Consider the following 13395-nt stretch of genomic DNA (forward strand, 5'->3'; position numbering starts at 1 on the left):
CTCATAATTGCGGATAAAATGCAAACACGTACGCAACAATAGACGAAATGATTGAAATCAACAGTAAAAAGTGATATGCTGACGGTACGAAGGGAGAGAAGAATATGATGAAGCGGATGCTGTCTTTGCTGACCGCCCTGCTGATGCTGCTGGCGGTAATTCCCGTTTCCGCGGGCGCGGAAGAGTATACCCTCCCGATGGAGGAAGGCAAAAACCAGATTATTTTCTATTGGGACGCGGAGGACGCGAACCTGGACAACTGCGACATGTGGATCTGGTTCCCGAACGCCGACGGGCGCGGGTACCTGTTCCATCCGTGTGAATACGGCGCAAAGGTCGTGCTGAATGTTCCGGCGGACGTCGACAAGGTCGGGTTCATCGTGCGCCGCGACTGCTCCGAACCCGGCGGCACCAGCTGGGGATCCGCCGTCAAGGATTATGACGGCGACCGGTTTGCCAATATCACCGGGGAAGTGACGGAGGTTTACCTGAAGTCGGCGGACGGCCACCAGTACCTGAGCCGCGACGGCGGGAAGACCCTGTACGAGGAACTGACATTCACGCTGGCCGCCATCTCGGGAATGAATGAAATCCAGTATTTCATCAACCCGGCGGCGCGCCTCGAGTCCATGGACCAGGTCCGCGTGACCGAAGGGGACAGGAAGCTGGAGGTGACCGGTTTGTCCAGCCTGAACAACAGCGTGGTGACCGGCAAGATCACCCTGGGCGAGGAACTGGACCTTTCGAAGATCTACACGGTGGAGATCGAGGGCTACGGCGCGAAGGACGCCGTACCGACGAAGGTGTTTGACTCCCCGGCATTCAAGGAACGCTATACCTATGAAGGTGACGACCTTGGCGCGGTGCTGACTGAGACGGGCACCCGGTTCAAGGTATGGGCGCCGACCGCGAACCGCGTACGGCTGAAGCTGTACGAAGCCGGCAACGGCGGGGACGCGTTTGACACGATCGAAATGGAACGCGGGGAGCAGGGCGTGTGGAGCGCGGAAACCGCCACCGGCGCCGGCACTTACTACACCTACCTGGTGAACACCTCCGCGGGCGAACAGGAAGCGGTGGACCCGTATGCCCGGGCCGTTGGCGTGAACGGCGACCGCGGCATGGTGGCCGACCTGGACGCGACCGACCCGGAGGGCTTCGCGGAAGACCGGTACTACGACGGGATCAATGCCTACAACGAAGCGGTGATCTGGGAAGTGCACGTACGCGACTTCTCCAACAAGCTGGCTTCCTCGCAGTATCCCGGCAAGTATCTCGCGTTTACCGAGAAGGGGCTGAAAAACAGCAGCGGCGAAGCGGCCGGCATCGACTACCTGGCGGACCTGGGCGTGACCCATGTGCACCTGCAGCCGGTTTACGACTTCGCGACGGTGGATGAATCCAAAGAAGGCACCGGGTTCAACTGGGGCTATGACCCGAAGAACTACAACGCGCCGGAAGGCAGCTACTCCACCGACCCGTTCCACGGCGAAGTGCGGATCAGGGAGTTCAAGCAGATGGTGCAGGCCCTGCACGAAAACGGAATGGGCGTCGTGATGGACGTGGTGTACAACCACACCTATTCCGCCGATTCCTGCCTGAACCGGATCGTACCGTACTACTATTACCGGTACGACGGAATGGGCAAGCTTTCCAACGGCTCCGGATGCGGCAACGAAACGGCGTCCGAACGGCCGATGATGCGCAAGTATATCGTGGACTCCGTGCGCTACTGGGCGGAGGAGTACCACGTGGACGGCTTCCGGTTTGACCTGATGGCGCTGCATGATACCGACACGATGCAGGCGGTGGAACAGGCGGTGCACGCGGTGAACCCGAAGGCGATCATCTACGGTGAAGGCTGGACCGGCGGTACCACGCCGCTGATGGAGCCCCTGCGCGCAAGCCAGGCGAACATCCGGAAGGTGACGGCGTCCGAGGGCGCGATCGGCGCGGTGTCCGTGTTCAACGACAGCATCCGCGACGGCCTGAAGGGCAGCGTGTTTGACGCGAAGGAAAAGGGCTATGTGAGCGGCAACGTGTCCAAGGGCAATGCCGAGAACGTGATCTTCGGCCTGACCGGCGGCATCAAGAGCAAGGCGGTTTCCTGGCACGTGAAGGACAACGGCGTGATCAACTACATGTCCTGCCACGACAACCACACGCTGTTTGACCGGCTGCTTTCCTCCAACCCGGACGACAGCCTGGAAGCCCGGCTGCGGATGAACCGCTTCGGCATCTCCATCATCATGATCGGGAAGGGCACCCCGTTCTTCCTGGCCGGCGAGGAGTTGCTGCGCACCAAGAACGGCGACTCGAACAGCTACAACTCCGGCGATGAGGTGAACAATATCCGCTGGGACGAGCTGGCCGCGGGCAGCGACACGATGGCGATGCGCGACTTCTACCGCAGCCTGATCGCGATGCGGAAGGCAAACCCGTTCCTGACGAAGGCGGAGCTCACCTGCACCGTGGGACGCGAGAACGCAATTGAAGCAGTGTACACCGAAGGCGAAAAGACCGTGGCCTACGCGCTGGTCAATCCGTCCGGATCGACCTTCACGCAGACGCTGCCGGAAGGAAACTGGACCGTGCTGATGCAAAATGAAACGGTTTCCCCGGAAGGCGGGGAAACCGTGAGCGGCACTGTCCAGGTGGAAGGACGGAGCGTCCTGCTGGTAAAGGCCGAGTAATCAGTTGGCGTCGTAAATCGTGATCCGGGTCCCGTCCGGACCGGTGAGGAAGAATCCCCGCCGGCGGGAGCACGGATCCTCAAAATCAGGAGAACATTCAATCCCGTTCGTCTGCAGCCTTTCGCGGACGGACGGGATTTTTGCCGCGTAGAAGGAAAGCTCCTGGCCTTCCGGAACCGGGCGGGAAGGATCAAAGCGGAACTCCGCCTGGCAGCGGCCGAGCTGCAGGAGGATCACCTGCGTGCCGGCTTCCTTGTCCCGCAGGCGGGCGATCAAGCGGAAGCCCAGGCGCCCGGTGTAGAATTCCATGACTTTGTCCGGCTCCGCGGTGTACAGCACGGTGCGGGATACGGCAATGCCCCGGCGGAAGGAATAGAGCGTTTTCCGGAGGGCCTGGCGCCGCCAGGCCTGGTAGCCGTGCAGGGAGTCCTTCCAGGCCGGATGGGTGAGCATATACGCAAAGGAGATGTACAGGAATTCCCCGATGATGCCGCCGATGGTGTTGGCGATGATGTCATCCAGGTCATACAGGCCGCGCCGGCTCATCAGCTGGATGTTTTCCACCAGGAAGGACAGCAGGAAGCAGACCAGCGCCGGGCGCATCCGCACGCGCTGGCGGCACCAGCGGAACACATAGGGCAGCAGGTAGCCGAGGGGAATAAAGACCACGATGTTGAGGTAGAACTGGATTATGTCCTCCGGGCGGACCAGGCGGACATTGCGGAAGGCTTCCGTAAAGCCGTCCGAGAAGATCCGGCGGATGACATCGCTGAAGCCGTGGTCCGTGGTGAACGCGTCCCGCAGGTCCTGCAGGGGGGCAACGTGCACGGAGTAATGGGTCATGGCGGTGCGGGAGAAGAAGACCAGGTAGGCGAACACCACCATGTAAACGGCAAGTCCCAGGGTGAGGATGCGCTGGCGGATGCGCAGCAGGCGGTCCGCGTCCGGGTTGCTGCTGAGCCCGCCGTGCAGGTTCAGCCCGAGGCGGGAGGAGATTTTCCGGTCCAGCCAGGGGAGCATGAGCACCATCACGGCGACCATGGCGGTGACGCAGATGACGGTGGTGAGGTTGTTGATGTCATTCGCGCTCAAACCCGTCCACCTCCCGGAAGTTTCTCCGCGCTTTGCGGCGGGAGCAGGGAAGGAATCCGCAGGTTGCGCGGATCGTCCGCCGGCAGGCCGCTGAGGTAGGAGCGGCTGCCGATGATCCCGGCCAGTTCTTCCCGCGTAATGCCTTCGTGGTACACATAGCGGTATGCCGCGCCGATCATCTCCAGCGCCTTTTCCAGCGCCTGCTTCCGCAGGTCAGCAAAGGAAGCCGTGGAGACGATTGATTCATCGTGGCTGTGGTGCCACTGCGCGTGGGATTCGTTTTCCACGTCCGCATCGTTGAAGTGGGACAGGGTGTAGGTGAGGGATTTCAGGCGCGCGTTCCCGCTCAGACGTGCGAGGCGGGTGAACCACCCGTTCGGATTTTCGATGACCCGGTAGGTGAGCCGGAAGCGCTTCCAGGCCGCATTGAGGCCTTTCCAGCAGTTTTTCCAGCCGTAGACCTCCCGGAAGACTGCGTCGATATCGGGACGGACGGATTCCGGCAGGCGGCAGTGTGGAAGGAACGACGAGGTGACCGGATGGCGTCCGTTCCAGCGCGAGGTACGGAGCAGCTCCCGGTAATCCAGGCTGTGCTCAAAGCTCATATGGCCGCGGGGCAGTTTGGTTTCCCACTCCGTTTTGTAAACGACATAGGGATGGGCGGCGGCATCCAGCGCGTAATGGCAGAGGAAACCGGCCAGGTAGGAAAACAGCGCGTCCGGGGACGGCAGGGAGGCAGCCCGGTCTGCCAGCGCCATGAGGAAAGTGCCGGGACGCGTGGTATGCATCCGGCGGCCGCGGCCTTCCCGCCGCTTCCAGGGCTGGTACATGAACCAGACATCCGGCCCGAAAAGCGCGAACGTCCAGGGGGCATCCTCCAGCACGGAACGGACCGCATCCGGCAGCGCCTGCCGGACCTCCCGGCCGAATTCCGCGTGAATAACCACGTCCGGCATGGATGATTCCTCCCGTTTCATTCGTCTGATATACAGTGAGTATATCATCTTTCGCGGGGTGCAACAAGACAGGGCGGGCGGAATGTGATATAATCAAATAAATGGAGGATTCGGCCATCGGGCCGGGAAGGAGACAACGATGAAGCGGATTCGGAGAGCCGCGGCATTCGCGGCGGCACTGCTGCTCCTCTTTACGGGAGCGGCTGCGGAGGGTACGGAGCCGGCGGCGCCGGCGGCGCAGGCACAGGCGGCCGGCGGGAACCTGCGGAAGGGCTCCAAGGGCGACGAGGTGACGCGGCTGCAGGAACGCCTGCAGGAGCTGGGTTACCTGGACAGCAAACCGGACGGGATTTTCGGCAATGACACCGTGAGCGCGGTGAAGGCGTTCCAGCGCCGGAACGGACTGTCGGCAGACGGCCAGGCCGGCCCGCTGACGCAGGAACGGCTGTACGCGGAGGACGCGGTGGCCGCGCCGGAGATTGTCCTGACCGATACGCTGGAAGGGGAACTGCCGATGCTGGTGAACAAGAAGCATATGGTGGAAGAATACTTCCAGCCGGCAGACCTGGTGCTGCTGACGGAGGTCCTGGACAGCAAGCTGTGCAAGGTCAAGTACAAGGATACCCAGCTGGTCCGTGAAGCGGCCGAAGCCCTTGAGAAAATGCTGGAGGCCGCCAAAGAGGACGGCGTGAAGAAATGGCAGGTCAGCGCCGGATACCGCACCTGGGAAGAACAGAATGGCATGCTGAACACCAAGACCGAGAGCTACCTGAAAAAGCATAAGGACTGGAGCCGCCGGAATGCCCGGAACGCGGCGCTGAAAACCGTGGCGGAGCCCGGGGCCAGCGAGCATCACCTGGGGCTGGCGGTGGACATCAACGTGCCCGGCACCAGCGCGTTCAAAGGGACCAAACAGCAGAAATGGCTGCACAAGCACTGCTGGGAATACGGCTTCATTGTCCGCTACACAGCCGACAAGGAAAAGATTACCGGGTTTGCCGCGGAGGAGTGGCACATCCGGTACGTGGGTGTCGAGCACGCCCAGAAGATCAGAGAACTGGGGCTGTGCCTCGAGGAATACATCGAGTGGATGGAGTCCGGCTATATCCAGAGTGATGAAACTGAAATTACGGAAATCGTGCTGGATGACGAAGAAACAGCCGGAGAAAAGGCATCATGATGAAAAAACGGAAACCCGCCCTGTGGATTGCGTGCGGGCTGGCTGCCCTGGCACTGGTCACGGGCGGGATCCTTCTGCTGACCCGCGGAAACGGCGGGGAAGCGCATGAAGGCGGGATCCGGCTGCTGCTGGACGGCGCGGAGATGACGGAAACGGTCCGGGATCCGGAGGGCGGAGACGGCCTGCGGGTGATTGTGACCGTGGACGGAAATGAGGCAGCGAACCTGCCCTTCGGCATGGAGCACACGCTGCAGGTGATCCAGGACAGCGGAAGGAACACGGTGCGGATTACAAAGGACGCCGTGTACATGGAAGAAGCGGACTGCCACGGGCAGGACTGCGTGAAAATGGAACCGGTCACGAGAGACAACCTGGAGATGCGGGTGATGGGCGGATTTATCATCTGCCTGCCGCACCGGGTGTCGGTGGAGGTTCGGGGCAAGTAAAAGGCAAAGATCCGAGAGGCACAGACATGAGAAAATACCTGAGAACCCATAAGCGGGAAATCCTGATGGCATACGCGCAGATCTTCATCGGCAGCGTGATCGGGGCGGCGGCATATCCCACATTCCTGATTCCGAACAACATCGCCCCGGGCGGGCTGACCGGCGTGGCCACGATCCTGAATTACCTGGCCGGATGGCCGGTCGGTATCACGGCCCTGGTGCTGAACATCCCGCTGTTCCTGATCGGATACCGGACGATGGGCAAGGTGTTCGCCTTCCGGAGCCTGGTGGCAACGGCGCTGTTCACCATCCTGATCGATATCCTGCCCCTGAAGCCCGTGAGCGAGGATCCGCTGCTCGGAACGCTGTTCGGCGGCGTGGTGCTGGGCATCGGGCTCGGCCTGATCCTGCGCGGCGGCGCGACGACGGGCGGATCGGACATGATTGCCCGGATGGTGCACCGGCGGTTCAGCTTCATTACGGTGGGCATGTTCCTGTTTGCGCTGGACTTCCTGGTCGTGCTGGCGGCCGCGATTTTCATCGGCGGAACCCAGGCGCTCTACGCGATGATCGACATTTACGTATGCAGCCGCGTGATCGACGCGGTGATGGTCGGCTTCGGCGGCAACAAGGCCTGCTTTGTGATGACCGATGCATGGCAGAAAGTAACAGGCCGCGTCCTGAATGAAATCGAACGCGGTTGTACACTGCTGGAAGCCAAGGGTGCCTATTCCGGCACAAGCCGGCCGGTGGTGATGTGCGTGATGTCCCGGCAGGAAATGACTGCCCTCAAGCGCATCGTGCAGGAGGAGGACGAGAAGGCCTTCATGTTCATCACAGACGCGCACGAGGCGCTGGGAGAAGGCTTCTCCCGGCTGGACGGAAAGGACTGATCAGCCGGATACCCGCCGGCGCTCATTGCGGCGGATGCGGTTGATGTGGCGTTCAAAATCCCCGCTGTTGATGAGTTCCGCGAGCACATACTGCTCGAAGGCGGGCACGGAACAGGAGTAGAAACCGAGCCTTTGGGTGAACTCCGGAACCAGGCGGAGCGGAAGCACCATGTAGCCCACACGGACGGAGGGCGAAACGGTGCGCGTAAACGTATTGAGGTAAATGACATTCTGCGACGGGGCGGCGGCAAACACGGTTTCCTCCACCTTGCGGAGGAGGGAGAACTCGGATTCGTAATCGTCCTCGACGATGTACCGGTCCGGGCCGGAGGCCCAGCGCAGGTATTCCCGCCGCTTGGAGGCGGAGGCGGTGACGCCGCTGGGGAAGCTGCGGAACGGCGTGATATGCAGGACGGATGCCTGCGTGGACGCCAGCGCTTCCGACCGGATCCCGTCACTGCCCAGCGGCAGGAGATCACAGGCAACCCCTTTCGAGCGGTAAATCCGCTCGATTTTTTCGTAGGAAGGGGATTCGATGCCGTACAGCCGGCCGCTGCCGAGCAGCTCCACCACCAGGCCGTAGAGGTATTCCGCACCGGAACCGATGACGATCTGTTCCGGGGATACCCGGATGCCCCGGTTCCGCGCCAGGTAGCGGCTGACCGCGTCGCGCAGCTCCAGGCAGCCGGTGTTCGGCGGCTTCACCAGGATGGCTTCCCCGTAATCCGAAAGAACGCGGCGCATGACCCGGGCCAGGGCCGGGAACGGGAAGGAATCATGGCTGCCGGTTTCGGAAGGCGGAAGGGCACGGAATGCCGGGCGGACGGGCAGGGAGAAGCCGTCCGACTCCCGGTAGATGACATAATAGCCGCTCTTCGGCCGGGATTCGGCATATCCCTCCTCGCACAGCAGCTCATAGCAGTGGTCCACGGTGACCGGGCTGATGCCCCGGTCCTGGGCGAGGGAACGGCGGGAGGGAAGCCGGCTGCCGCAGGCGCGGGTGCCGGACAGGATCTCCTCCCGCAGGGTCTCATACAGCGCCAGGTAGGCGGGTTTTCTCTTCTCTTCCATCTGGTATTATAAAAAACTCCTTTTCTGGTACTTTTCATATAGCCAAGCAGAGTCTATACTACACGGCAAGCAAAGTCAAGGAGTTGGTTGGAGATGTCGAAGTCCAAGGTTCAGCTGATCAGGATTGTTTTCGGGGCCGTGCTGGCGGCCATGGTTTTTGTCGTGACGATGTTCCGGTTCCCGCTGCTGGGATCCAAGGTGCATTTTGCCAACGCGGTGTGCCTGCTGAGCGGCCTGCTGCTGGGACCGGTGTGGGGCGGATTTGCCGCCGGCATGGGATCCATGCTGTATGACCTGTTCCTGTACAACGAGGGAATTATCAACCTGCTGATTACCTTCGTGTCCAAGTTCGCAATGGCCTGGGTGACCGCGATGCTGTTCCGGGCATTCGGCGAAAAGCGCCGCAAGCCGGTGAACCTGGTGATCGTGTGCGCGGCCGGCGCGCTGACCTATGTGGCACTGTACATGGTGAAATCGGCCATCTACGGCGCGATCGCGGGCAATGCCTGGGCGGCGGTGGCCAGCAAGTTCCCGGCGTCCATCATCAACGCGGCGGTGGCGACCATCGCGGCACCGATCTTCTACGGTGCGGTCCTGCCGGCCCTGAAGAGCGCCGGAATCCTGCAGGAACTGGAAGCCGCAAAAGGGTAAAAAACAGACAGCAAAATTGTCTTGACATCTTTGCGTTTCGGGATTAAGATACTCCCCGAGCTAGGGGAGCGAAACGCTGAGATTGTAAGTAATTACAGACCCTCATTACCTGATCCGGTTAATGCCGGCGTAGGGAAGCGAGTTTTAACAGCTGTGCAATTCTGACATGACAGAACTCCCCCGTGGAGTTCTGTTTTTTTGCGTTTTCCGCCCCGGGCACCCCGGGAAAAAAGAAAGGAGAAAAGAAAAATGGAATCCAGTGTTGCCATCCAGGTTTTGCCGAAGGTACAGGATACAAAGGAAGTGTGCCGGATCGTGGACGAGGTGATCGCCTACATTGCGGGCACGGGGTACAACTATTTTGTGGGGCCGTTTGAAACCACGATTGAGGGGCCGTACGATGCGCTGATGGACATCGTGAAGGAATGCCAGCATGTGGCCGTCCGGGCCGGCGCGCCGGGCGTTTCCGCGTACATCAAGGTGGCCTATAAACCGGAAGGTGAGGTCCTCTCCATTGATCAGAAAATCGGAAAGTATCAGAAATAAGCTGCTGCCGGCCGGGGCACTGTGCCTGCTGGTGCTGGTGTGGTGGGGACTGGCTGCATCCGGGTTGATTCCCAATTATATGCTGCCCTCCCCGGCAGACGTTTTCAGCGCCTTTGTGCGGGACTTCCCGGTCCTGCTCAGCCATGCGGGCGTCTCCCTGACGGAGGCAGCGTACGGGCTGGGAATCGGAACGCTGCTGGCATTTGCGCTGGCATGCGCCATGGACCGGTTTGAGCTGCTGGAAAAGGCCGGGCTTCCTCTGCTGGTGATCACCCAGACAATTCCGACGGTGGCCATCGCGCCGCTGCTGGTGCTGTGGATGGGCTTCGGCATGGAGCCCAAGATCACCCTGGTGGTGATCACCACGTTTTTCCCGATCGCGATCGGCCTGCTGGACGGATTCAAGCGAGCGGACCCGGATGCCATCGCTCTGCTGAAGTCCATGAACGCTACCCGCGGGCAGATCTTCCGGCATGTGAAGCTGCCGGCGGCCCTGCCGCATTTCTTCTCGGGCCTCCGCGTCTCCGCCTCCTATGCGGTGGTGGGCGCGGTGATTGCCGAATGGCTGGGCGGGTTTGAAGGGCTCGGCGTCTACATGACCCGCGTCCGGAAGGCTTATGCCTTTGACAAGATGTTCGCGGTGATCATCCTGGTAGTAATTGTAAGCCTCCTGCTGATGAAGCTGGTCAGCATCATCCGGAACGCGGCCATGCCGTGGCTCCGGTACCGGCAGGAGGGAACCGGCAGCAACTGAGGCCGGAAAAATGAAAGGACTGTATTGAAATGAAAAGGATTCTGACTGTACTGCTTGCTGTGATGCTTCTTCCCGTGATTTCCACCGCAGCGGCGGATGACGCCCTGGTTCCCGTGACGTTCTGCCTGGACTGGACCCCCAACACAAACCATACCGGCGTGTATGCCGCGCAGGCACTTGGATACTACCGGGAAGCCGGCCTGGACGTGAAAATCGTGCAGCCGCCGGAAGACGGCGCGACCCTGATGTGCGCCGCCGGACAGGCGCAGTTCTCCGTGACCGCGCAGGACAGCATGGCGGCCGCCCTGGACCGGGATGATCCGCTGTGCGTGACCGCGGTGGCCGCGGTGCTGCAGCACAACACCTCCGGCATCATCTCCCGGAAGGGCGACGGGATTACCTCCCCGAAGGGAATGGAAGGCAAGGTCTACTCCACCTGGGAAAGCCCCGTGGAGCTGGCAATGCTGCGCTGGTGCATGGAGAAGGACGGCGCCGATTTCGACAAGGTTCGCCTGATCCCGAACAACATCACGGATGAACCCGGCGCCCTGCAGGCGCACCAGACGGATTCCATCTGGGTGTTCTACGGATGGGGCGCGATCGGCGCCGGGCTGCGAAACATCGAATGCGACTACTGGGACTTCGCTTCCCTGGGCAAAGAACTGGACTATTACACCCCGGTGATCCTGGGGAACAACGACTTCCTGCAGAATTCCCCGGAGACCGCCCGGGCATTCCTGGAAGCGACCGCCAAAGGCTACCGCTACGCGGCGGAGCATCCGCAGGAAGCCGCGGATATGCTGATCGCCGGGGACAATACCCGGTCGCTGGAGGACTCCCGGGAGCTGGTTTACGCCAGCCAGGAATGGATTTCCGCGCAGTATATCGCGGACGCGGCCGACTGGGGCGTGTTTGACCCGGAAAGATGGGATGCCTTCTACGGCTGGCTGTTTGAGAACAACCTGACCGCCCATGACCTGCGCGGCATCGGATACAGCAACGACTACCTGCCGAAGGACTGATACGATGGAACTGCTGGAAACAAGCGGGATTTCCAAATCATTTGATTCCCGGGAAGTGATCCGCGACATCTCCGTCCGGCTTTCGGAAGGGGAGATCGTGTCCCTGCTGGGATTGAGCGGATCCGGGAAAACCACGCTGCTGAACATCATTTCCGGGCTGGTCCGGCCCGATGCCGGAAAGGTTTTCCTTTCCGGCACGGATATCACCGGCCGGCCCGGCCAGGTGAGCTATATGCTGCAGAAGGACCTGCTGCTGGAGCACAAGCGCGTGATTGACAATGTGACGCTGCCGCTGGTGATCCGCGGAATGAAGAAGGAAGAAGCCGCGAAACAGGCGAATGTTTATTTTGAACAGTTCGGGCTGGCCGGAACGGAGAAGATGTATCCCGCACAGCTGTCCGGCGGCATGCGCCAGCGCGCGGCTCTGCTGCGGACCTACCTGGCATCCCATGGCGTGGTGTTGCTGGACGAGCCGTTTTCAGCGCTGGATATGATCACCAAAGGCCAGATGCACCGGTGGTACCTGGAGGTCGCCCGGAAGATCGGACTGTCCACCCTGCTGATTACCCATGACGTGGACGAAGCGATTATGCTGTCCGACCGGATTTACCTGCTGACGGGAACGCCCGGGGAGATCCGGCATGAAATCCGGGTTCCCGCGGAACGGGACGACCGGAAGGACTTTGACCTGAAACCGGCATTCCTGAAATGCAAGCAGGAAATCCGGGAGATCCTGGGAGCCTGAAAAAAGGGGAGGGAACCTGCCATGAAGCGATGCGTGATTATCGGCGGCGCCGGAATCACCCGGTATGACCGGATCAACCGTTTCCTGCGGGAGGATGATTTCGGCATATTCTGCGACTGCGGGCTGCGGCATCTTACCCTCCTGCAGGTGAAGCCGGGCCTGATCGTCGGGGATTTTGACTCCCATGAGAAACCGGATACGGACGTGGAAACCATCGTGCTGCCCCGCGAGAAGGATGATACGGATACCTTCTTTGCGGTGAAGGAAGCGGTGCGGCGGGGATATGACGACTTCCTCCTGATCGGCGTGATCGGCGAACGACTGGATCACACCCTGGCAAACCTCTCCATCCTGCAGTACCTGGACGCGGCGGGGAAAACCGCCTGCATTCTGGACGACTGGTCCGAGACGCGCATCATCTCCCGCGGTGAGGCGGAAGTCAGCGATGACTGCGCGTATTTCTCCCTCCTGGCCGTCGGCGGCCTCGCGGCGGGAATCCGGATCACCGGGGCGAAATACCCCCTGGAGGACGGAACGATCACCGGGGAATTCCAGTACGGCGTGAGCAACGAGGTCCTGCCCGGGCAAACCGCCCGCATCTCCCTGCGGGAAGGCCGGCTCCTGCTGGTAAAGGTTTTCCAGGATGAATTCCCGTCGTAACCCAAAGCACAACGCCAAACGAAAAAATCCGAAAAAACCGCTTTACAAACTGCGCCGGATATGATAATATATCCGCTGTTCGGGGCATTAGCGCAGTTGGTAGCGCACAACACTGGCAGTGTTGGGGTCAGGAGTTCGAATCTCCTATGCTCCACAAAAAACCAGACATCCCTTGTGGATGTCTGATTTTTTTGTTTTGGAGCACAGTCGATTCGCCCTCCTGCCTCCCAACACTCGCGCCAGTGCAGTGGAGGGGGAAAAGCTCTGTCGACCGCCGGTGGCGGAAATTTCGACAGAGCTTTTCTCGCCCGAAACAAGCGATCTGCCCAGTGGGCAGTTGCGCCGATTGAGGGCGCGGACAGGAGTTCGAATTTAGTTCAACCGACCGCCTGCGGCGGGAATCTCATCGAATCTTTTCTCAACCGAAAGGGAGCAGTCTCCCCAGTGGGGAGCTGCGACCATTGAGGTTGCGGACAGGAGTTCGAATCTCCTATGCAATTAGCCACCCAATGGACTGTCGGCGAAGCCGAAATGAAGTGAGTTCGTCAGCCGAAACGAGCAGTGCGACCGTTCCAAGGGAGTAATGCGACGATTGAGGTTGCGGACAGGAGTTCGAATCTCCAGGTGATTACTTGGGCAACTACATCGATTGAGAGCATAAACGAAGATAAAATCTCAGAATTGGC

Annotated in this window: 13 protein-coding genes, 1 tRNA gene and 1 riboswitch; of the genes, 11 read left to right on the plus strand and 3 right to left on the minus strand. The window is 60.7% G+C overall.

Annotated elements, in window-relative coordinates:
- Nucleotides 1-104: 104 nt before the first annotated feature.
- Nucleotides 105-2693, plus strand: a complete 2589-nt coding sequence (gene pulA, locus JNO48_11555; GenBank protein QTE67820.1) for a type I pullulanase — start codon at nt 105-107, stop codon at nt 2691-2693.
- On the opposite strand, the gene JNO48_11560 is transcribed toward pulA, so the two are convergent.
- Both JNO48_11560 and JNO48_11565 read right to left on the minus strand, forming a co-directional pair.
- Nucleotides 2694-3785, minus strand: coding sequence for a VanZ family protein (locus JNO48_11560; protein QTE67821.1), 1092 nt, complete (start codon nt 3783-3785; stop codon nt 2694-2696).
- Nucleotides 3782-4741 (minus strand): zinc dependent phospholipase C family protein, encoded by a 960-nt coding sequence (locus JNO48_11565; GenBank protein ID QTE67822.1) that lies wholly within the window; start codon nt 4739-4741, stop codon nt 3782-3784. The genes JNO48_11560 and JNO48_11565 overlap by 4 nt, the downstream gene beginning before the upstream one ends.
- 139 nt (nt 4742-4880) lie before the next feature.
- On the opposite strand from JNO48_11565, the gene JNO48_11570 reads away from it, so the two are divergent.
- Genes JNO48_11570 through JNO48_11580 form a run of 3 tightly spaced genes read left to right on the plus strand, consistent with a single transcriptional unit; the run spans nt 4881 to nt 7260 of the window.
- A complete protein-coding gene (locus JNO48_11570; protein QTE67823.1) occupies nt 4881-5921 on the plus strand; it encodes a D-alanyl-D-alanine carboxypeptidase family protein in 1041 nt (346 codons plus the stop codon).
- Nucleotides 5918-6367, plus strand: coding sequence for a NusG domain II-containing protein (locus JNO48_11575; GenBank protein QTE67824.1), 450 nt, complete (start codon nt 5918-5920; stop codon nt 6365-6367). Before JNO48_11570 ends, JNO48_11575 begins: the two co-directional genes overlap by 4 nt.
- 26 nt (nt 6368-6393) lie before the next feature.
- A complete protein-coding gene (locus tag JNO48_11580; protein QTE67825.1) occupies nt 6394-7260 on the plus strand; it encodes a YitT family protein in 867 nt (288 codons plus the stop codon).
- Here the strand turns inward: JNO48_11580 and JNO48_11585 are convergent, their stop codons facing one another.
- A complete protein-coding gene (locus tag JNO48_11585; protein QTE67826.1) occupies nt 7261-8331 on the minus strand; it encodes a PLP-dependent aminotransferase family protein in 1071 nt (356 codons plus the stop codon).
- A gap of 93 nt (nt 8332-8424) precedes the next feature.
- Here JNO48_11585 and JNO48_11590 point away from each other — a divergent pair, with 93 nt between their 5' ends.
- The 7 genes from JNO48_11590 to JNO48_11620 all read left to right on the plus strand — a co-directional run bounded on the left by JNO48_11590 (nt 8425) and on the right by JNO48_11620 (nt 12863).
- Nucleotides 8425-8982 carry an ECF transporter S component gene (locus tag JNO48_11590; GenBank protein ID QTE67827.1) on the plus strand — a complete coding sequence of 186 codons (558 nt, stop codon included), beginning with the start codon at nt 8425-8427 and terminating at the stop codon, nt 8980-8982.
- A 52-nt stretch (nt 8983-9034) separates the two neighbouring features.
- Nucleotides 9035-9135: riboswitch (TPP riboswitch) on the plus strand.
- A gap of 96 nt (nt 9136-9231) precedes the next feature.
- The gene (locus JNO48_11595; protein QTE67828.1) at nt 9232-9528 is read left to right on the plus strand and encodes a thiamine-binding protein; all 297 of its coding nucleotides are present in this window, start codon (nt 9232-9234) and stop codon (nt 9526-9528) included.
- On the plus strand, nt 9497-10282 hold the full coding sequence (locus JNO48_11600) for an ABC transporter permease (protein ID QTE67829.1): 786 nt from the start codon (nt 9497-9499) through the stop codon (nt 10280-10282). Before JNO48_11595 ends, JNO48_11600 begins: the two co-directional genes overlap by 32 nt.
- A gap of 29 nt (nt 10283-10311) precedes the next feature.
- Nucleotides 10312-11304 (plus strand): ABC transporter substrate-binding protein, encoded by a 993-nt coding sequence (locus JNO48_11605; protein QTE67830.1) that lies wholly within the window; start codon nt 10312-10314, stop codon nt 11302-11304.
- A 4-nt stretch (nt 11305-11308) separates the two neighbouring features.
- Nucleotides 11309-12049, plus strand: coding sequence for an ABC transporter ATP-binding protein (locus JNO48_11610; protein QTE67831.1), 741 nt, complete (start codon nt 11309-11311; stop codon nt 12047-12049).
- A 21-nt stretch (nt 12050-12070) separates the two neighbouring features.
- Nucleotides 12071-12709, plus strand: coding sequence for a thiamine diphosphokinase (locus tag JNO48_11615; protein ID QTE67832.1), 639 nt, complete (start codon nt 12071-12073; stop codon nt 12707-12709).
- A gap of 81 nt (nt 12710-12790) precedes the next feature.
- Nucleotides 12791-12863: transfer RNA gene (locus JNO48_11620), tRNA-Ala, on the plus strand.
- Nucleotides 12864-13395 lie beyond the last annotated feature (532 nt).

The sequence above is a fragment of the Clostridiales bacterium genome (assembly GCA_017569285.1).
Taxonomy (GTDB): Bacteria; Bacillota; Clostridia; order Christensenellales; family Aristaeellaceae; genus Aristaeella.

Excerpts from the sequence above, each read along its gene's own strand:
- JNO48_11610 (QTE67831.1), top strand. The coding sequence starts at position 11,309 with ATGGAACTGCTGGAAACAAGCGGGATTTCCAAATCATTTGATTCCCGG.
- JNO48_11615 (QTE67832.1), top strand. The coding sequence starts at position 12,071 with ATGAAGCGATGCGTGATTATCGGCGGCGCCGGAATCACCCGGTATGAC.
- JNO48_11595 (QTE67828.1), top strand. The coding sequence starts at position 9,232 with ATGGAATCCAGTGTTGCCATCCAGGTTTTGCCGAAGGTACAGGATACA.
- JNO48_11570 (QTE67823.1), top strand. The coding sequence starts at position 4,881 with ATGAAGCGGATTCGGAGAGCCGCGGCATTCGCGGCGGCACTGCTGCTC.
- JNO48_11590 (QTE67827.1), top strand. The coding sequence starts at position 8,425 with ATGTCGAAGTCCAAGGTTCAGCTGATCAGGATTGTTTTCGGGGCCGTG.
- pulA (QTE67820.1), top strand. The coding sequence starts at position 105 with ATGATGAAGCGGATGCTGTCTTTGCTGACCGCCCTGCTGATGCTGCTG.
- JNO48_11580 (QTE67825.1), top strand. The coding sequence starts at position 6,394 with ATGAGAAAATACCTGAGAACCCATAAGCGGGAAATCCTGATGGCATAC.
- JNO48_11565 (QTE67822.1), bottom strand. The coding sequence starts at position 4,741 with ATGCCGGACGTGGTTATTCACGCGGAATTCGGCCGGGAGGTCCGGCAG.
- JNO48_11575 (QTE67824.1), top strand. The coding sequence starts at position 5,918 with ATGATGAAAAAACGGAAACCCGCCCTGTGGATTGCGTGCGGGCTGGCT.
- JNO48_11605 (QTE67830.1), top strand. The coding sequence starts at position 10,312 with ATGAAAAGGATTCTGACTGTACTGCTTGCTGTGATGCTTCTTCCCGTG.
- JNO48_11585 (QTE67826.1), bottom strand. The coding sequence starts at position 8,331 with ATGGAAGAGAAGAGAAAACCCGCCTACCTGGCGCTGTATGAGACCCTG.